This is a genomic window from Promicromonospora citrea, assembly GCF_013004695.1.
In the GTDB taxonomy this organism is placed as follows: Bacteria; Actinomycetota; Actinomycetes; order Actinomycetales; family Cellulomonadaceae; genus Promicromonospora; species Promicromonospora citrea.
The window spans coordinates 52,602-70,736 of sequence record NZ_JABEMG010000004.1; the positions used below are offsets into that span (position 1 = coordinate 52,602).

Below are 18,135 nucleotides of genomic sequence, written 5' to 3' on the forward strand. Positions count from 1 at the left end.
CGCTGCGGGCTGCGGGCTGCGAGCTGCGTGCTGGCGTGTCGAGGTGTCGAGGTGTCGAGGGTGCGGCACGCGCTTGGCGGACGTGCCAGGCGCGCGTCGAGCGGCAGCGGCGTCGTCCGGCCGTGACGCGGAAGCCGTGGCTCGGAAGCCGTGGCGCGGAAGCCGTGGCGCGGAAAGTGGTGGCGGTCGGCTCAGGCCGGGCATAGCGTGGTGCGCGGCGAGCGCGAGGCGTGACGACCCTCGGCCCGAAGAAGCGGGCGAGCGCTGCGCCCGCGCGTGCGGCGTACCGACGAGAGGCCGGGTCTCCCGGCGAAGGAGTGGTGGCACAGCGACCTGGCCCCCGCCCGCTCCTCCAGGGCTTCCGCTCTGCAGGAGGAATGATGAGACCACCCTTGGAGACCCCGCCCCCGTCGTCGGGCCCGCTCGCGGGCAGCACGCTCGTACGTACGCTCGCCGCCGACCTGCCCGCCGTCCCGCCCGGCAGCGCCGTGCGGTTGCAGGGCTGGGTGCACCGCCGCCGTGAGCTGGCGACCGTGACCTTCCTCGTGCTGCGGGACCGGACCGGGATGGCGCAGGTCGTGGTGCGCGCCGCCGACGGATCGCAGCAGGTGCCACCGGAGGAGACCACGGTCGAGGTGATCGGCACGGTCGTGCCGAACCCGCACGCACCGAGCGGCGTCGAGGTCGTGGGCCGGCAGGACGCCGGGCTGCGGATCGAGCCGCTCACGGACGCGGCCGAGACACCACCCGTCGAGCTGTGGCGCCCGACGTTGGCCGCGTCCCTGCCCACGCAGCTCGACCACGCCGCGGTCGCCTGGCGTCACCCGGTCCGCAAGGCCCACGGGGAGATCGCAGCGGCCAGCTTGCGGGGGTTCCGCGACACGCTCGACGCCGCAGGGTTCACCGAGGTCTGCACGCCCAAGCTGGTCGGGACGGCCACCGAGTCCGGGGCGAACGTGTTCGCCGTCGACTACTTCGGCCGGTCCGCGTACCTGGCGCAGTCGCCGCAGTTCTACAAGCAGCAGCTGGTGGGCGTCTTCGAGCGCGTCTACGAGGTCGGCCCGGTGTTCCGCGCCGAGCCGCACGACACCGTGCGGCATCTCGCCGAGTACCGGTCGCTCGACGTCGAGCTCGGCTTCGTGCGCGACCACCGCGACGTGCTGGCGGTGCTGCGCGACGTGCTGGCCGGGATGGCGGAGGCCGTGCGCGGGTCGGCCGGTGCCGTTCGACTCGGCGCGCGCGTGCCCGACGTGCCCGCGCAGATTCCGGTGATCCACTTCGCCGAGGCGCTCGAGCTGGTCGGCGCACCGGCGGACGAACCGGATCTCGCTCCGGAGCACGAGCGGGCTCTCGGGGAGTGGGCTCTGGCGGAGCACGGCTCCGACTTCCTGGCGGTCGAGGGCTACCCGCTGGCGAAGCGTCCGTTCTACACCCACCCGGAGCCCGGCAGCGCGCGCTGGAGCAACAGCTTCGACCTGCTCTTCCGCGGCCTCGAGCTCGTCACCGGTGGACAGCGTTTGCACCGGTACGGCGACTACGTCGCGGCGATCCGGGCACGCGGCGAGGACCCGGCGTCGTACGACGCGTACCTCGCGGCCTTCCGGCACGGCATGCCTCCGCACGGTGGTTTCGCGATCGGTCTGGAGCGCTGGGTCGCACGCCTCGTGGAGGCGGCCAACATCCGCGAGGTGACTCCGTTCCCGCGAGACCTGCACCGACTCACTCCGTGAGCTGGGCGCGCGCCCTGGACCGGGGCGGGGCTGGTCCAGGGCGCCGCGCCGCCCGGTAGTCGTTGCCTGGTAGCCACGCAGTCACGCGGCGTGTCGACCGAGGCTCGGCGGCGCCCCGGCGAACGGTGCGATCTCGTGCCCGTGGCGGTCGGCGAACGTCCAGCCGGAATGTCGTGCCCCGTCCGGGTTCCCTGTCCAGCGCATGGTGACGCCGGTGGTGTCGACCAGCTTGTGGTGGTGCCAGCAGAGCAGTGCGGAGTTGCGCACACTGGTGCTCCCGCCGTCTGCCCAGTGGCGTTCGGCGTGGTGCACCTCGCAGCGCGCCGGCGGCTGGGTGCAGTCGGGGTAGGTGCAGTGCTTGTCCCGGGCGACGACCGCCCGCCGCATCTGGCCGGTGACGGTCCGTTGCGCCCGCCCGACGTCGAGCACCTGACCATCGGGTCCGAAGACCACGCGCGTCACGGCGCAGTCGCAGAGGAGACGACGGAGCGTGGCCGTGGGCACCAGCGACGCCGAGATGCCGAAGCGGGCCGGTGCCGCCGTGACATCGGTCAGCCCGGCCGGGCCGCCGGCGGGGATGCCCTCGGTGGCGGAGGGGCGAACCCGCGCGAGGCGGGTGAGTTCCGTCCACGACACCGTCACGGTGACGTGCGGCCGCACCGCTGCGCCTGAGCCCGTGCTGCCGGTGTCGAGCACGGTCCGCGCCAGGTCGGCGAGCGCCTGGGCGCGTCGCTGTGCCGGGGTGCGGTCGTCGCCAGGCGTCGGCGCGCCCATCACCGAGTCCATGGCGGTGCGTAGCGCCTCGCCGTGCTCGTCGGTGAGGAACCCGGCCACGTGGTACCCGCCGAACGTCTTGGCCAGGTCGAGGTGTTCGCGCTCGGATGCCTTCTTGTAGCCGCGCTCGTCGGACTCGGGGTCCGCGACCCGGGCGAACCGGTCGACGAGCCGCCGGAACGCGAGCGGACCGTGGCGGCCGGCGAGGTCGAGGAGCACCTCCTCGCCGGTGGGCTCTCCGTCGGGGTGGGTGCCGGGTGTCCCGCTGTCCCGTGCGCCCTCCCCGCCGGGGCTGGTCCCGTCCGTGGCGGCACCGCCGGAGGGCTCGTCCGTGTCGGCGCCGGGCTGCTCGGTGGCGACCGGGGCGAGGAGCGCCTTGCGCCGGTCCTCCGACGTGGGTCCGGCGTCGACCATGGCGCGTACCTGGTCCATCCCGAGCCGCCCCTCGAGCGCTGCGGCGAGGGTGGCGGGCAGGTGGTCCAGGAGGCGCTCGCCGGTCAGCACGTCGCGGCTCGCCGTCCGCAGGGTCACCTGTTCCCGACGTGCGAGCCATGTGCGGAACGTCCGCGAGCCGTCGAGCGCCCAGCGGCCGTCCACCTCGATGCGGGGCAGCCAGGTCATCCGGAGCACGTCGAGCTGGGTGCTGACGGCCCGCAGGAGCGGCGAGGCGGACGCGAGGCGGGCCCCGAGGCCCTGGTCGCCCGCCGCAGCCGTGTCCAGCGCCTCGGGACCGGCGACGGCAGCGAGCTCGTGCGTGAGAGCCCGCAGGTCGGCGACGACCGCCTCCAGCGGGCGAGCGGCGGCTGCCCTCGTCGCCGGCTGTGCCATCACCATCTGTCGCCCCCTCCTCGTCCGTCCGGTCGTGAGGCAAGAATATCGAACAAGCGTGCGTGCTGCAGGTGCTGGATGACATCTGTGGGCAACCTCGTGAGCGTGATCGTCCCGCGCGTCGGGTGTCAGTGGCTCAGGGCACACTGATCGCATGCACACGGTGGTCACGGGGGAGAGCTCGGGCGTCGGCCTACGGCCGGTGTCCGACGCCGGCGCGCCCGACGGCCCCGCACACGTCGTCGAAGAAGCGGCTCTGCCGCTGGAGGTGGCGTCCACCGCCGACGGCTCCGTCCGCTGGACCTGGGACGACACCAACAACTGGTATCCCTCCCTCCTCGCGGCGGGGGTGCGCGTCGACCGCTCGCACGACCTCCGGCTGGCCCACGCGATCCTGCGGACGTCGGCGCTCACCCGGCGCACGGCGCTCGCCGAGGCAGGTCCCACGGCATGGGACCGGCTCGTCCCGACCCCGCCACCCGGCGGCCCGACGGCGGTCGCGCTGAGCCGTCCGGAGCGCTACCCGGGGGCCGAGCCGCTGTTCGAGCTCGACGTCGTGCCGCGTCGAGGTTCTGCAGGCCCGTCCGCCCGAGCAGGCCTCGACGCCTCGACGGACCGTCCGGTACGGCCCGGGTCCAGCGGGTCGCCCGGTGGTGGCGCGGGCACCGGAGATCGGGCCGGAGCGGACGCGCCCGGCCTCGTACCGCAGACCCCCGCCGACCCGCTCACCGGCCCGACCGGCTTCGACGGACCGGCCTCCCCCGATGCGTCCAGCGACCCCCTCGACCCGGTCACCGAGCTCGTCTCCCAGCTCACCGCGGTCAAGGACAGCACCGATCCCGGTCGCCTCCGGCTGCTCCTGGCCGCCGAGTCCGCCGGGGCGCTCGCCGCCGCGGAGATGCATCACGCCGGGCTGCCGTGGCGCGGCGACATCCACGACCAGGTGCTCACCGAGGCGCTGGGGCCGCGCCCGCGGCCGGGCGCCCGGCCCGCGAAGCTGGAGGCGCTGGCCGAACGGATCCGGTCCGCGCTCGACGCGCCGCCCAGCCTCAACCCTGACTCCCACGTCGACCTCCTGCGGGCCATGGAGTACGCGGGCGTGGGCGCGCGGAGCCTGCGCAAGTGGGAGCTCGAGAAGCTCGACCACCCGGTGATCGCCCCGCTGCTCGAGTACAAGAGCCTGTACCGCCTCTACACCGCCAACGGCTGGAACTGGCTCGACACCTGGGCACCCGACGGCCGGTTCCGGATGGAGTACGTGGTGGGCGGCGTCGTCACGGGGCGATGGGCGAGCACCGGCGGGGGCGCGCTGCAGCTGCCCCACAGCGTGCGGCGTGCGGTGGTGGCGGACCCGGGCTGGACGTTCGTGGTCGCCGACGCCGCCCAGCTCGAGCCGCGCGTGCTGGCGGCTCTGGCCCGGGACGAGCGGATGGCCGCGGCGGGGCGCAGCAAGGACGGCGAGAACACCGACATGTACGCGGGGATCGTGGCGGCGGGCGCCGTCGACACCCGCGAGCACGCCAAGGTGGGCATGCTCGGCGCGATGTACGGCGGTACGACCGGCGTGAGCGCGCAGGTGCTGCCCCGGCTGGCGCGGGCGTTCCCGCAGGCGATCGACCTGGTCGAACGCGCGGCACGGGCGGGGGAGCGTGGCGAGGTCGTGACCACGCGCCTCGGCCGGAGCTCGCCGCCCCCCGACGCGTCGTGGGCGACCGTGCAGGCGTCGGCCTTCGACGAGGACGCCGGAGCCGACGCCCAGTCCCGCGCCCGGAGCCAGACCCGGTCGTGGGGACGGTTCACGCGCAACTTCGTGGTGCAGGGCACGGCCGCCGAGTGGGCGTTGTGCTGGATCGCGTCGATCCGCCGCCGGCTGTGGGCGCTCGGCGTGGTCGGTGAGGGGCCGGCGGGTCTAGCGCCCGCGCCGTTCGACCGCAGGCCGCACCTCGTGTTCTTCCTGCACGACGAGATCGTGGTCCACGCGCCCGCCTCGGTCGCCGACCAGGTCGCCCACGAGGTCAGGGACGCTGCCGACGAGGCGGGCAGGCTCCTGTTCGGCGACTTCCCGGTCGACTTCCCCCTCAGCGTCGCGGTGACCGAGAGCTACGCGGAGGCGAAGGGGTGAGGGCGTGCGTCCGCCAGGTCGGCGATGACGGCCGTGACCAGCCGCGCCGAGCGTTCCGCCGCGTCGTCGATGTGCGTGAGGAACTCCGTGCCGTCGGGAGCGCACAGGTCGGAGACGGCGCGGACCGACACGAACGGCGTCCCGAAGCTGTGGCAGAGCTGCCCGAGCGCCGCCGACTCCATGTCGACGGCCAGCATGTCCGGGAAGTCGACCCGCAGCTGGGCGGCCAGGTCGGTCGTCACGAACCGCTCGCCCGAGCCGATCGTGCCCTCCCGCAGCACCGAGCCCGGAGCGGCAGGGCCGTCCGCGGCACCGACCAGCCCGCCGGCCGACGCCGCCCGCCGGACGGCCTCGGCGAGCGCCGGGTCCGCCTCGTACATCGGCGGCATCCCTGGCACCTGGCCGAGCACGTAGCCGAAGGCACGCGCGTCGGCGTTCGCGTTGACCAGGTGGGTGGCGAGCACGACGTCGCCGACCGCGACGCCCTTCGCCAGGCCGCCGACGCTGCCCGCGCTGATCAGCGGGACGCCCGTGCCGTGGTGCAGGATCACGCCGGTCGCCGCGGCGGTCGCGGCCACGAAGCCGACCCCGCTCCGGACGAGCACGACAGGTCTGCCGGCCAGCGTGATCCGGCGGTACACGGCCCGGCCGACCGTCTCCGGCTCGGCGACCTCGGTGGCGCGGTCGAGGAACGGGGCGGCCTCGTCGTCCATCGCCACCTGCACGACGGCGACGGGCGGCGCGGCGGTCACCGGTTCGTCGACCCGTCGGCGTCGGGTGTCGTGCCGGGGAGCGCGGGCTCGTTCGGGGCGGCCCAGCGCACCGGCTCGCCGGTCAGGGCGGCGTCGCGGGCGGCGGCCTCGCGGGCGGCGGCGTCACGGGCGGCCAGGTCGGCGGCGGACGCCTCGCCCGGAGCGACCTCACCGAACACCTGCGACCAGACACCGCGTGCGGACAGGAACACCGACGCGGCCTCCTGCGCACCGTTCAGCGAGTGGTTGGCGCCCCAGCCGCACTGCACCTCGTTGGCGGCCGGAACCTCGGTCGCCCGGACGACGTCACGCAGCGTGGCCTCGACCAGCGCGAGCACGTCCTCGTAGGCGGGGTCGCCCTGCAGCATGAGGTAGAAGCCCGTCTGGCAGCCCATGGGGGAGAAGTCGAGGACGGCGTCGGAGTGGTTGCGCGAGTGCTCGGCGAACAGGTGCTCGAGGGAGTGCACCGTCGGCATCTCGAGGTGCGCGACGTTGGGCTGCGTGAAGCGCACGTCGTACTTCACGATCACGTCGCCGGCCGGGAGCTGCTTGCGGTCGGCGAGCCGCACGTACGGCGCGGCCACGGCGCGGTGGTCGAGGTTGAAGGACTCGACGTTCATGCGGGGCGCAGCGGGCTCCGCGGCGGACGCTGGCGTGGGGGATGCAGGCTCGGTCACAGGACGAGCCTAAGCCCCGGCAGTCGGCCCGTACTACGCTGCGACGCGTGAGCAGCAGCACCGAGCACCCCGCCACAGCACCCGTCACGCTGGCCCGGGTGGTCGCCGCCCTCGACGGGCTCTACCCGCCGTCGACGGCGGAGGGGTGGGACGCCGTCGGGCTGGTCGCCGGCGATCCCGCGGTGACGGTCCGCAAGGTGCTGTTCGCGGTCGACCCGGTGGCCGGCGTCGTCGACGAGGCGCTGGACTGGGGCGCCGACCTGCTGGTCACGCACCACCCGCTGTTCCTGCGCGGCGTGAGCTCCGTCGCCGCGACGACCTTCAAGGGCTCCGTCGTGCACCGCCTCCTGACCGGCGGCTGCGCCCTGCACGTGGCGCACACCAACGCCGACGCCGCCCCGCGGGGCGTGGCCGACGCGCTCGCCGACCTCGTCGGTGTCACCGACCGCCGCCCGCTCGAGGTGAGCGCGACCGGCCAGGACGACGCCCGCGGGATCGGCCGCGTCGGTCGCCTGGCCGAGCCCACCACGCTGGCCGACTTCGCCCGCCGGGTCGCCGCGGCCCTGCCCGCGACCGCGCAGGGCATCCGGTTCGCCGGCGATCCTGACGCCCCGGTGACCACGGCCGCCGTCCTGGGCGGGTCCGGCGACGCCTACTTCGACGCCGTCCGCGCGGCCGCCGCCGACGTCTACGTCACGTCGGACCTGCGCCACCACCCGGCGTCGGAGCTGCGGGAGCGGGCCGAGTTCGAAGCGGACGGCTCCGGTCCGGCGGGCACGCCGTTCCTCGTCGACACCGCGCACTACGCGAGCGAGTGGCCCTGGCTCCGCTACGCCGCCGAGGACCTCACGGCGGCGCTCGCGCAGGAGGGGGCCGCCGTCGAGACGCGTGTCAGCGACCTCGTCACCGACCCCTGGACGGGTCACGTCCCGAGCCGCTGAACCCGGGGTAGCGTTGGACCACCCCTCCCCGCCTGACCGACCCGGACCCACCGCCGGACCCACCGAACGACCCGAGAGGACGCCTTCGTGGCTACCGCACCCGCCGAGGACCAGCGCAGGCTGCTCGACGTCCAGGCGCTCGACACCCGCGCCCAGCAGCTCGCCCACCAGCGCACGAACCACCCGACGCTCGCCCGGCTGGCCGATCTCGACAGCCAGATCGCCGACCTGCGCGCGTCGCTCGTCGACTCGCGCACCCGGGTCGCCGACCTCAAGCGTGAGCTCACCAAGGCGGAGGGCGACGTCGAGCAGGTGCGCAGCCGTGCGGCGCGCAACCAGCAGCGGCTCGACTCGGGCAGCGTGAGCGCCAAGGACGCCGTCGCGCTCACGGACGAGCTCGCGTCGCTGGCGACCCGGCAGTCCACGCTCGAGGAGATCGAGCTCGACGTCATGGAGCGGCTCGAGGCGCACGAGGAGGCGCTCGCGAAGGTCGAGGCCGCCAACGACGCGCTCCTGGCGGACAAAGCCGGTGTCGAGGCCGAGCGCGACGCGGCCTGGGCGCAGATCGACGAGCAGGTGCAGTCCGTCGCGCGCGACCGCGCCACGGCGATCGACGGCCTGGACGCCGGGCTGGTCGCACTCTACGAGAAGCTGCGGGCGCAGCTCGGCGGCACGGGCGCGGCGGTGCTCAACGGCAACCGCTGCGAGGGCTGCCGCATCGACCTCCCGCCGGGCGACGTCGCGGCGATCCGGAGCGCGGCGCCCGACGCCGTGGTCCGCTGCGAGGAGTGCGGGCGGATCCTGGTGCGTACGGCGGGGGCCGCGTCGACGGTCGGCTGAGGCGCGACGCCGGGGGATGGGCGAAGGCTCAGCCCCGGCGGAGGGCGCCGCGCGCGAAGGCGGGTGCCAGGGGGACGAGCGCGAGCACCAGCACCGCAGGCAGCACGAAGCCGAGGCGGAGGTTGTCGCCGCCCACCAGACCCGTGAGCACGGCGCCGAGCAGCGCGCCGACGTAGTTGAACTGGTTGAACCGTGCGATGACGGCGTCGACCCGCGCGCGGTCCGCCGTCGTCGTGGACGGGCCGGAACCGCTGCCGGAGCCGGCGCCCGCGATACGCCCCGCCGCGGAGAAGCTGAGCGGGGCGACGAGGGCGACCGCCCCGCCGAGCACGGCGAAGCCGACCACCGCGGTGACGAGCGACGGGGCGAACACGATCAGCACGAGGGCGGCGAACGCCACGACGGCGCCCGCCCGCAGCAGCCGCGTGGCCCCGAAGCGGGTGACCAGCGCGTCGCCGGCCAGGCGCACGACGATCGCGCTCACGAGGTAGGGGAACGTGGCGAGCGGGACGAGGCTCGCCGAGGCGCCGAGGCTCGTGGCGAGATAGACCGGGCCCCAGGTCGAGGCGGCGGTGTCGACCATGTAGAAGACGACCAGGCCGAGGCCGACGAGCCAGATGGGGCGCCAGGGGACGGGTTCCGCCGGGGCGGGGATCGGCGTGGGTGCCGCGGGCGTCGCCTCGTACGACGGCACGACCGTCACGCCAGGCCCCGCCGTGCCGATCAGCCCGGGCATCGGCGCGCGCCCGGGCACGGTTGCCGGTGCCGTCCGCGGCAGGTACGGCGCGAGGGCCGCGAGCAGCGGTACCACGGCCACGGCGGCGCCGACGGTCAGCGGCAGGTGCCCGGTCGCCAGCGACGCACCGGCCGCGAGGATGCCGCCCGTGGTCCACCAGCCGTGCGACGACGGCAGGATCGGCCGCCCGTACCGCTCCTCGAGGGCGACGCCCTGCATGTTGGAGCCGGCGTCGACCAGGCCGAGCGCGAGGCCGTAGACCGCGACGCCGCCGACGAACACGGCGAACGCCGGGGCGAGCACCACGCCCGGCACGGCGACGAGCATGAGCACGAACGCGAGCCGCAGCAGGACGGCGCTGCCCGTGCGCCGCGCCGCGTGCTCGGCGACCAGCGACCCCACGCCGGCGAGCAGCACCATCATGAGCAGCAGCCCCGACAGGGCTACCTCGTCCAGGCCACACCGGTCCAGGAACCGCGGCAGACGCGTGGTGAGGCTGATGAAGACGAATCCCTGGGCGAAGAACGCCGCGGCGACGGCGACGCGGGCGCCGGTCAGGCTGCTCATGACCGCACATCCAACCGTCTGGCGGGCCGCGGTGCCAGCGTCAGGCGAGCACGAGCTCCAGGGTGCGGGGGCCGCGGGCGGTGCCGTCGCGCAGCGTGGCCTCGATCAGCGTCTGGTCCTTGCCCGAGCCGACCTCGGTGAGCACGACCGACCCCACGAGCTCCTGCGCGGCCTTGAGCACGTCCTCGCTGGTGCGGGCCTCGGCGTCGCGCCGCAGCAGGTGGCCGGCCAGCACGCCGCGCGTGTGCTTCGCGTTGTGCGACACCACCGTCCGCTTCCCGCCCGCCTCGCGCAGCACGCGCACCTCGACCCACTCGGCCGCGCCCTCACCCGTCGTCCGGGGCCGCCAGGCCGCGACGTACGTCGCGGACCGGCAGTCGACGACGACGTCGCCCGCCGCGCGCTCGTCGAGCACCGGGCTCAGCACGGGCTTCCAGGCGGTGGCGAGGCGGCCGACGTCGGGCAGGCTCACGCCCATGCCGAGGCGGTAGGCGGGGACGCGGTCGTCGGGGCCGACGACGCCCCACAGGCCGGAGAAGACGAGGGTGCTCTCCCGGGCGCGGCGCGCGGCGTCGTCCGGCAGGTCGGCGAGGCCGGCCGCGGCGTAGAGGACGCCGGTGTAGACCTCGGCCGCCGGGCCTGCCGGCGCCTCGCGCAGAGTGGTGTTCCGCGCGACCTCGTCCGCCAGGCCGGCGCTCACGCCGAGCACCGACGTCGCGTCCTCGCGCGCGCTGACCTCGGCGAGCCGGTCCAGGAGCAGCTCGCGGTGAGCGGTGAGCTCCGGGTGGGCGAGGGTGGTGAGGTCGACCGGTGCGGCGCCGTCGGGCGCGGGCGTCTTGCCCTCGGAGGGCGGCAGGAGCAGGAGCACGCCACCAGCGTAGGCGGCCCGACGGCGTCGCCGCGCCCGCGAGCCGCGTGACGTGCGACGCCGCGCGGTGACGTACTCTTCTCCCTGCGGACGAGTCGGTCGGACGGTCGCGTCGGGTGCCTCCGGGTACCCGCCGAGGAACGTCCGGGCTCCACAGGGCAAGGTGGTGGCCAACAGCCACCCGGGGTGACCCGCGGGACAGTGCCACAGAAAGCAGACCGCCACCGGCTTCGGCCGGGGGTAAGGGTGAAACGGTGGTGTAAGAGACCACCAGCGCTGCCGGTGACGGCAGCGGCTCGGTAAACCCCACCTGGAGCAAGGTCAGACAGACTGTGTCGGAGGGCTGCCCGCCCGATCCTCCTCGGAGGAACACAGTCGGGTAGACCGCTCGAGCCCTGCGGCAACGCAGGGCCTAGATGGATGACCGTCGCCCGCGCCGGGGCAACCGGGCGCGGGAACAGAACCCGGCGTACAGACCGGCTCGTCCGCATTTAATGCTCTGACCTGCATCGGAGCATCAGTCGGAGGCTTCCAGGCGCGAGAACACGTTCGCAGTTGCGCCACGGGCGCGTCCCGGGGCCGGCGTGGTCGCCGGCCCCGGGGGTCTTCCACCGACGAGGGGTCGCTACCTCGCGTTGCCGAGGGAGATCCGGCGCCGCAGGGCCTGGGCCAGTGGTGCTTCCCACGCGTCGGTGCCCTCCGTCGGATCGGGACCGTCGTGCGGAAGCCGGGCCATCGTCTGCTTGGTGACGCGGATGGCCTCCCGGTCGCGCCGGGCGATGCGCCGGGCCAGGCGCTTGGCCTCGGCCCCCACCTTCTCGGTCGGGACGACGGATTGCACGAGCCCGCCCTCCAGCGCCTCCTGGGCATTGACGGCATCGCCGAGCAGCAGCATCGCGCGGGTCCAGCCGGAACCGATCTCGGCGACCAGGCGGTCCAGCACCTCGCTCGGACCCACCGGGATGCTGACGACCGTCTCGGGCGCGCGGAACCGTGCGTCCTCGGCGGCCACGCGCAGGTCGCTTGCGACCGCCAGCCCGAGCCCCGTACCGGCGACGTTGCCGTGCAGCGCCGCGACGGTCACCGCCGGGCAGGTGCGCCAGGCACGCAGCACCTCGTCGCCGAGCTCGACGAGGTTCCGGTAGCCGTCGGGGTCGTCGGTGGCGAGCTCGGCGAGCTCGTCCAGGTCGCCGCCTATGCAGAAGTGGCGCCCTTCGGCGCGCAGCACGACGGCGGCGACGTCGTCGGGCAGCGTCGTGAGCACGTCGCCCAGGGCGGTCAGCGTCGCTCGGTCGAGCCGGTTGTCGCCGTCGGGCCGCGTGAGGGTCACCACCAGCACGGCGTCCTCGCGGTCGACCACGACGGGTCCGGCGGCGGACGCGCTCCCACCAGCGGCCACCGCCGCACCCGCACCCGCGGTCGCGGCTGGACGGGGTCGCCGCCGTACCGGCACCGAACGTGTTCCACGGAAGGCGAGGGTCTCGTCGTAGCCCACCGGCCCGGCGAGCTCGAGATCGAACCGCCGCAGCACCTCGGGGAACAGTGTCGTCGCTTCCAGGCGGGCCAGCGGCGCGCCCAGGCAGTAGTGCATGCCCACGCCGAAGGCGAGGTTGCGGCGGGGCGGGCGCGCGAGGTTCAGGTCGTGCGGCGAGTCGTAGGCGTCGGGGTCGTGGTTGGCCGCGGCGACCACGGCGTGCACGATCTGCCCGGCCTCCACCGGGATGCCGCCCGGCAGCTCCGTGTCCTGCGCTGCGTACCGGGTCATGAGCTGTACGGGCGACACGAAGCGGACCAGCTCCTCGACGGCGCCGTGCACGGCTTCCGGGTGCTCGCGCATCCACGCGGCCTGGTCGGGCCGGCGCAGCAGCTGCACCACGCCGTCGGACAGCAGGGACGTCGTCGTCTCGAGGCCCGCCTCGATCATGACGTTGAGCTGGGAGCCGGCCACCGCGCGCACCGCGGGGTCGGTCTCTGTGTCGAGCCACTCTCCCAGCGGGGAGTCCTCCGGGAGCCGGGGTCTGGGCTGGGCCACGAGCTGTTCCCAGTACGCGTTCCACAGCTTGCCCGCGCGGTCGGCCTGCGCCATCCGCGCCTTGCTCGGCGCGAGGTCGTGCACGTTCGAGAGCATGCGGCTCATCTCGCACAGCAGCGGGATGTCCTCGCGCGGCAGCCCGAGAACGATGCAGAGCACCGCCATGGGCAGCCGGTCGCCGACCAGGGCCCCGAAGTCGGCCTCGCCGTCGGCGCGCAGCACCGCATCGAACCGGTCGAGGTACTCGTGGACGGTCTGGACGATCTGCGGTGTGAGGTCGGCGACCGACCGCGGCGAGACGAACGAGCCAAGGCTGCGGCGCAGCGCGGCGTGCCCGGGCGGGTTGGTGCCGAGCGCGGAGTCGTGCAGGAACTTCAGGCCCGGATGCCGCACCCACGTCGGCTGGCGCGCGGTGCGCCAGGCGGCATCCACGGTGCGCCAGCCTGATCCGCTGAGCACCTCGTGGTTCGCGTCGTGCGAGGTGACCATCCAGGCTCCCCACGGCATGCGCACCGCCGGGCCCATGGCCCGCAGCTCGTCGTAGACGGCGTGGGGGTCGGCGCGTCCTTCGGGCGTGCTCAGGTGCCGGATCAGCGTGGTCACACGGCGGCGGGACTTGCGGTCCGAACTCGCTGCGACGGCGTCTGTCGTCTTCCGGGATCTGCCGGTGTGGTCAGGCACTGGGGACTCCTTCTTCAGCCAAGACACCTTCTCGTCTGCCGATGGACAACGTTAAACATAACGCGCATACCGGGCAGGACAGGCGGCTCTTGCGGGTCGCCGTGTGACCATTACGTAAAAAAGTGACCATGAGGCAGGCATGTGACTATGTGGGTAGTCTTGTGCGTCGTTGGCGCATCCCCGCAGCCTCGGCGACCGCCTTCCGGGCCGCCCCCGGTGTCGAAGACCCGCTGTCGGTTCGTCACGAACGACACCGTCATCGCCGGGTCGGTCGGCGGAGAGGCGCGACGCCTCGGGAGGCCGCGGTGGACGAGGTCGAGCCCTCGGTGTGCACCGGGACGTTCCGGACGCCGGCGCACCCGCAGACCCTCGCCATCACGGCCTGAGTCCCCAGCCGCTGGGGCTCGTCCCGAGCATCGCTGGATCGAGTCGCCACCGTCCTCGACGAGGCACGCCGGCACCTCGAGGTCATGCGGCACGATGCAGGTGCCGGTGGCGGCGCCGCACGGGCACGGCGCACGAAGACCTGTGTGAACGGCACGGCGCACGTCGATGCCGTCTGCCGCTCGATGCCGTCCGACGTTCCAGGGGCAGGTCAGACGCGGGCAGGTGTGCGGGCGGTCTGGCGCTCGGGAGTGAACGTCACCGGCAGCGTGGACGGGTAGCGCGACCACGGCGAAGGCGCCCACGTGACCACCGGGTCGGTGAGCCTCAGGTCGAGCCGCTCCATGAGGCTCTCCACCGCGATCTTGACCACGAGCCGCCCGGGTCGCTTGGCGGGGCACGCGTGCGGCCCGACGCCGAAGGACAGGTGCGACCGGTTGCCCGCCTCGAAGAGGTCGTCGCTGGTGCGTACTCGCGGGTCGTTGTTCGCGGCGGCCACGCCCATCACGATCGCGTCACCGGCGCGGATCCGCGCCGTGCCGAGGGTGCAGTCGGTCACGGCGTACCGGGCGGGCAGGTTCGCCACGGGCGGCTCGTTCCACAGCGTCTCGTCCATCGCGTCGTCCAGGCCGCGGCGCACGCCGGTGACGCGGCCGGTGTACCGGGGGTCGGTGAGCATGCGGCGCAGCGTGGCCGCGATCCAGGTCACGAGCATCTCGTTGGCCGCGCAGATCGCGATCACCATGGAGTGCACGATCTCGGTGTCGTCCTCGAAATTCGGGTGCTCGATAAAGCTGGTGGTCAGGTTCGGGCCTGGCTTCGCCCGGGTCGCGATGACGTGGTCCATCACGATCTGGTCCATCCGGACCAGGGCTGACGCGGGATCGCCGCCGTGCCCGAAGATCTCGCTCGCGCAGCGCAACAGGTCGACACCCTGCCGCTCGTCGAAGCCGAACATGCCCGACACCGCCAGGAACGACACCGCCGCCGCATACTCGCCCATCAGGTCCGCGCTGCCCCGGGCGGCGAACGAGTCGATGAGCCGGGCGCAGACGACGCGCACGAGCGCTGCCGTCCGGACCTCGTCCATGGCGGCGAACGCCTCGTCCACCGGGAGCCGCAGCCGCCGGTGCTCCGCGCCGTCCGCGAAGTACAGGTTCCGCCGTCCGTTCGGGGACAGGATGGCGTGCAGGGTTGACTGCGGTGGTAGCTGCTCTCTCCAGTGCCGTGGGTTCCGGGCGAAGACGCTCTCCGTGCGCATCACCTCCATGACCTCGGCGTGCCCCAGCACGAGCCAGCCCGGTACGCCTGGCTCCAGGTCCACGGGGGCCACCGGCCCCCACTGGTCCTGCAGCTCGCGCAGTGCCGCAGTCATGTCCTCCGCACCGGTCAGGTCCACCAGCGCGACCCGGCCCCCGCTCCGCTGCGGTTCCAGGTCAGGCATGCCCCTCCACCCGTCGACATCCATCTCAGTGATCCATCGAAATCTGGGGCGACCTGCGTAGACGCCCGATCAGGCGTTTCTATCACGGGCAGCGGAGAACACGAAACACGCGGCGCTCATCCCCACGGCGGCCAGGTCCGGGGCTCATGGTTGCGGCGCCTGGCTACCGGACCGACCGAGGACCAGGAGAACCGCGATCTGATGGTCGAGACGACGGTCGGCGGGCGTCCTGCGCTCCTGGGCGTCCTCATCAAGGACCGCGGGTGCCTGCTGTACGTCGCCGACGGGGCCGGCGCCTCGATCGAGGTCCACGAGGCATGGGGCGACGGGAAACCGTCCGGACCGACCTGCGGCCGGGCAGCGGACTTCGCGGGCGCGATCCTCGACAACCTCGAGCAGACCTGAGGGAGGCCCGGCCCTCAGGACGCCGCGCCCAGCTCCGCGGCCAGCTGGATGCACCGCAGGCGGGCCGGCGAGTAGTCATAGGGCATCTTCGCCACGGCCTGGAACGCGCTCATCGTCCCGTGCGCGGGACCTCCGCCGGTCTCGTTCGCCTCCTCGTCAACGGTCACGGGGTGCGACGCGTCCCAGGACTCGACGAGGGCAGCGTCCTCCTGCGCCAGGCCGGACTCCTCGATGACGGCGTCGAGCGCCGTCTCGAGCGCGTGCCGCCGAGCAGCCACCTCGGCCACGCGGGGGTCGTCGACGGCGACCGTGTCGTCGAGCGCCTCCTCCGCGGCATCGACGCGGTCGGACTCCTCCCGCAGGTCAGGGCGGGTGGCGAGGGCGATATAGCGCGTGGCGTTGATGGCCGCGCCGAGCGGGCCGAAGATCCGCTCGATGACCAGGAGGTTGTCCAGCTCCGCCGGGCGCAGGAAGCCTTCGGGCAGGCGCTTGAGGCGGTGGGTGACGACGTCGGAGAGCAGGCCCATCCTGCTGCCCTCGGTGCGCATGCGCTGCACGGCGATCCTCTGCCGCCGGAGCTCCGCCTCCTGGGCGACGAGGGTCTCCTCGACGCGTTCGAGGATGCCCGCGATGTCACCGGCACCGGCGGAAGCGGTGTCGGCGAACGCGTCGCGGATGTCGTCGAGGGCGATCCCGGCGTCGGCCATCCTGCGGACCCACAGAAGCCGGATCATGTCGTCGTACCCGTAGCGACGGCGGCTGTCACCGCCCCGCTCGGGCTCCGGCAGGAGGCCGATCTCGTGGTAGTGGCGGATCGCCCGCGGGGTGGTGCCGACGAAGGCCGCCGCGTCACCGATCTTGACCTGGCGGGGCGGGACGAAGGACGAGTACATGTGCGGAGCCTTCCTCGGTGGGGTGCGACGTGAGTCCACGGGATCACATGCCGCTACGGAAGATGCAACCCAGCGGTTGCCTCGCGTCCGGTGCTGCCTGGTTCAGCGCGTCGAGCAGGAGTCTGCCCCACTACACTTCATCGCTCGGTAGGAGGCGGGCTACCAGGACGGGGTGCAGTGGGTGGCGAGCACATCGAAGACGTTCGGCATGCTCTGGGGAGCCCAGCTCGTCCTGCTCCTGCTCTCGACCGGGAGCGCCCTCGCCCTCTCGCTGTCGGTCTTCGACAGGACGGAGGCCGTCACGGCGCTCGCGGCGGTCACCGCGGCGAGCCTGGCGAGCTCCATCTACCTCGCACCGGCGATCGGGACCGTGATCGATCGAGTGCCCCGCAAGGTGGCGATCGTCGGGGCGAACGTCGGCGTCGGCGTCACGTCCCTCGCGGTCGCTGCGGTGGTGTGGCGGGACCTGCCGACCTGGCTGCTGATCACGCTCGTGCTGTGCGCCGGGATCTTCTCCACGGCGATCGGCCTGTCCCTGCAGGCGTCCGTCCGCCTGCTGCGCCGTGAGGCCGACCTGACGAGGGCGAACGCCGTCGTCTCGGTGATCGAGAACGCCCCGGTGTTCGCCGGGCCGCTGGTCGGGGCTCTGGTCTACGCGCTGGCGGCCCCGCACTGGGTCTTCGTGATCGAGGGCGCCGGCGCGCTGGCCGTCGCGCTGCTGGTCTCGCGGATCGCGTGGGACGTCCCCGACCCCGTGGCGATGCGGCGGTCACCGAACCCGTTCCACGGCCTGCGGCGAGGTTTTCGCTTCATCCTCGGCGACCGGGACCTGCGTGCCGTGCAGGTCTCGTTCGCCGGGTTGAACGTCGCAGGCGGGTTCGCGACCCCCGTCGCCACCGCGTTCGTCATCGCCGGAGCCGGCGGTGCGATGGCGGCCGAGTCATGGCGCCTGACGACCGTCAGCATCGCAGGATCGCTGGGCCTCCTGCTCGGCTCCGTCGTCGTTCTCGCGCTGGCCGGCCGGGTGCGCCGCGGGACGATGATCGTGGGCGGCATGGTCGCCGGCGGCCTGCTCGGTCGCGTCGGACTGGCTCTCACCACGTCACTCGTCGCGATCGTGCCCGCGTACGTGGCCCGCAACATCTGTGTCCAGGTCTCGAACGCGCCGCTGACCGCGATCTGGCAGGAGCGGACGCCGCCGGAGATCCAGGCGACCGTCTTCGGCGCCCGGCGCCTTCTCGGTCAGGGCCTGTACCCGGTCGCAGTCGTCGCCGGCGGTCTGCTCGTGGACGCCCTCGTCCGGATGGGGGTGCCCGCCGTCGGAGCGATGACGATCGCGCTCGCGGGTGCGGGTCTGGTCGAGGTGGTCTGCGGGCTCGGTCTGTGGGCGACGAGGGCTCCGCAGCGGCTCGAGACCGCACCGGCCGTGCGGGAGCCCGCGGACGCTGCGTGACGCAGCCG

Annotated in this window: 13 protein-coding genes, 1 other RNA gene and 1 pseudogene; 7 read left to right on the forward strand and 8 right to left on the reverse strand. The window is 73.7% G+C overall.

Annotated features, from left to right (window positions below):
* The first annotated feature begins 380 nt into the window (after nt 1-380).
* Complete coding sequence (aspS, locus tag HLB15_RS01765) at nt 381-1,730, forward strand: aspartate--tRNA(Asn) ligase (RefSeq protein ID WP_171103084.1); 1,350 nt, start codon at nt 381-383, stop codon at nt 1,728-1,730.
* An 81-nt stretch (nt 1,731-1,811) separates the two neighbouring features.
* Here aspS and HLB15_RS01770 read toward each other — a convergent pair whose 3' ends face one another.
* Nucleotides 1,812-3,338 (reverse strand): HNH endonuclease signature motif containing protein, encoded by a 1,527-nt coding sequence (locus HLB15_RS01770; protein WP_171103086.1) that lies wholly within the window; start codon nt 3,336-3,338, stop codon nt 1,812-1,814.
* 148 nt (nt 3,339-3,486) lie between these two features.
* Between HLB15_RS01770 and HLB15_RS01775 the strand changes: the two genes are divergently transcribed.
* Nucleotides 3,487-5,454 (forward strand): bifunctional 3'-5' exonuclease/DNA polymerase, encoded by a 1,968-nt coding sequence (locus tag HLB15_RS01775; RefSeq protein WP_171103088.1) that lies wholly within the window; start codon nt 3,487-3,489, stop codon nt 5,452-5,454.
* On the opposite strand, the gene mtnN is transcribed toward HLB15_RS01775, so the two are convergent.
* Both mtnN and HLB15_RS01785 read right to left on the reverse strand, forming a co-directional pair.
* Complete coding sequence (gene mtnN / locus HLB15_RS01780; RefSeq protein ID WP_229785709.1) at nt 5,433-6,206, reverse strand: 5'-methylthioadenosine/S-adenosylhomocysteine nucleosidase; 774 nt, start codon at nt 6,204-6,206, stop codon at nt 5,433-5,435. The two genes, HLB15_RS01775 and mtnN, sit on opposite strands and share 22 nt — an antisense overlap.
* Nucleotides 6,207-6,382: 176 nt before the next feature.
* A pseudogene (locus tag HLB15_RS01785) lies at nt 6,383-6,826 on the reverse strand (S-ribosylhomocysteine lyase); the annotation flags it as partial.
* Between the two features lie 104 nt (nt 6,827-6,930).
* Here HLB15_RS01785 and HLB15_RS01790 point away from each other — a divergent pair.
* The gene (locus HLB15_RS01790) at nt 6,931-7,824 is read left to right on the forward strand and encodes a Nif3-like dinuclear metal center hexameric protein (protein WP_229785708.1); all 894 of its coding nucleotides are present in this window, start codon (nt 6,931-6,933) and stop codon (nt 7,822-7,824) included.
* Between the two features lie 87 nt (nt 7,825-7,911).
* Nucleotides 7,912-8,664 carry a zinc ribbon domain-containing protein gene (locus HLB15_RS01795; RefSeq protein WP_171103093.1) on the forward strand — a complete coding sequence of 251 codons (753 nt, stop codon included), beginning with the start codon at nt 7,912-7,914 and terminating at the stop codon, nt 8,662-8,664.
* A gap of 28 nt (nt 8,665-8,692) precedes the next feature.
* Here HLB15_RS01795 and HLB15_RS01800 read toward each other — a convergent pair whose 3' ends face one another.
* Nucleotides 8,693-9,967 carry an MFS transporter gene (locus HLB15_RS01800; protein WP_171103095.1) on the reverse strand — a complete coding sequence of 425 codons (1,275 nt, stop codon included), beginning with the start codon at nt 9,965-9,967 and terminating at the stop codon, nt 8,693-8,695.
* Nucleotides 9,968-10,007: 40 nt separating this feature from the next.
* Complete coding sequence (locus HLB15_RS01805; RefSeq protein WP_171103097.1) at nt 10,008-10,835, reverse strand: YaaA family protein; 828 nt, start codon at nt 10,833-10,835, stop codon at nt 10,008-10,010.
* A gap of 91 nt (nt 10,836-10,926) precedes the next feature.
* On the opposite strand from HLB15_RS01805, the gene rnpB reads away from it, so the two are divergent.
* Nucleotides 10,927-11,323: RNase P RNA component class A (rnpB, locus tag HLB15_RS01810), an RNA gene on the forward strand.
* Between the two features lie 137 nt (nt 11,324-11,460).
* Here the strand turns inward: rnpB and HLB15_RS01815 are convergent.
* Both HLB15_RS01815 and HLB15_RS01820 read right to left on the reverse strand, forming a co-directional pair.
* A complete protein-coding gene (locus HLB15_RS01815; protein ID WP_171103104.1) occupies nt 11,461-13,470 on the reverse strand; it encodes a cytochrome P450 in 2,010 nt (669 codons plus the stop codon).
* Between the two features lie 673 nt (nt 13,471-14,143).
* A complete protein-coding gene (locus HLB15_RS01820; protein ID WP_171103106.1) occupies nt 14,144-15,376 on the reverse strand; it encodes a cytochrome P450 family protein in 1,233 nt (410 codons plus the stop codon).
* A 201-nt stretch (nt 15,377-15,577) separates the two neighbouring features.
* Here HLB15_RS01820 and HLB15_RS01825 point away from each other — a divergent pair, with 201 nt between their 5' ends.
* Complete coding sequence (locus tag HLB15_RS01825) at nt 15,578-15,781, forward strand: hypothetical protein (RefSeq protein ID WP_171103108.1); 204 nt, start codon at nt 15,578-15,580, stop codon at nt 15,779-15,781.
* Between the two features lie 14 nt (nt 15,782-15,795).
* Here HLB15_RS01825 and HLB15_RS01830 read toward each other — a convergent pair whose 3' ends face one another.
* The gene (locus HLB15_RS01830) at nt 15,796-16,674 is read right to left on the reverse strand and encodes a MerR family transcriptional regulator (RefSeq protein ID WP_171103110.1); all 879 of its coding nucleotides are present in this window, start codon (nt 16,672-16,674) and stop codon (nt 15,796-15,798) included.
* A 181-nt stretch (nt 16,675-16,855) separates the two neighbouring features.
* Here HLB15_RS01830 and HLB15_RS01835 point away from each other — a divergent pair, with 181 nt between their 5' ends.
* A complete protein-coding gene (locus tag HLB15_RS01835; RefSeq protein ID WP_171103113.1) occupies nt 16,856-18,127 on the forward strand; it encodes an MFS transporter in 1,272 nt (423 codons plus the stop codon).
* Nucleotides 18,128-18,135: the final 8 nt, after the last annotated feature.

What these genes read in the sequence shown, in the direction of transcription:
- aspS (WP_171103084.1), top strand. Translation starts at nt 381, where the DNA reads ATGAGACCACCCTTGGAGACCCCGCCCCCGTCGTCGGGCCCGCTCGCG.
- HLB15_RS01770 (WP_171103086.1), bottom strand. Translation starts at nt 3,338, where the DNA reads ATGGTGATGGCACAGCCGGCGACGAGGGCAGCCGCCGCTCGCCCGCTG.
- HLB15_RS01775 (WP_171103088.1), top strand. Translation starts at nt 3,487, where the DNA reads ATGCACACGGTGGTCACGGGGGAGAGCTCGGGCGTCGGCCTACGGCCG.
- HLB15_RS01800 (WP_171103095.1), bottom strand. Translation starts at nt 9,967, where the DNA reads ATGAGCAGCCTGACCGGCGCCCGCGTCGCCGTCGCCGCGGCGTTCTTC.
- HLB15_RS01820 (WP_171103106.1), bottom strand. Translation starts at nt 15,376, where the DNA reads ATGCCTGACCTGGAACCGCAGCGGAGCGGGGGCCGGGTCGCGCTGGTG.
- HLB15_RS01825 (WP_171103108.1), top strand. Translation starts at nt 15,578, where the DNA reads ATGGTCGAGACGACGGTCGGCGGGCGTCCTGCGCTCCTGGGCGTCCTC.
- HLB15_RS01830 (WP_171103110.1), bottom strand. Translation starts at nt 16,674, where the DNA reads ATGTACTCGTCCTTCGTCCCGCCCCGCCAGGTCAAGATCGGTGACGCG.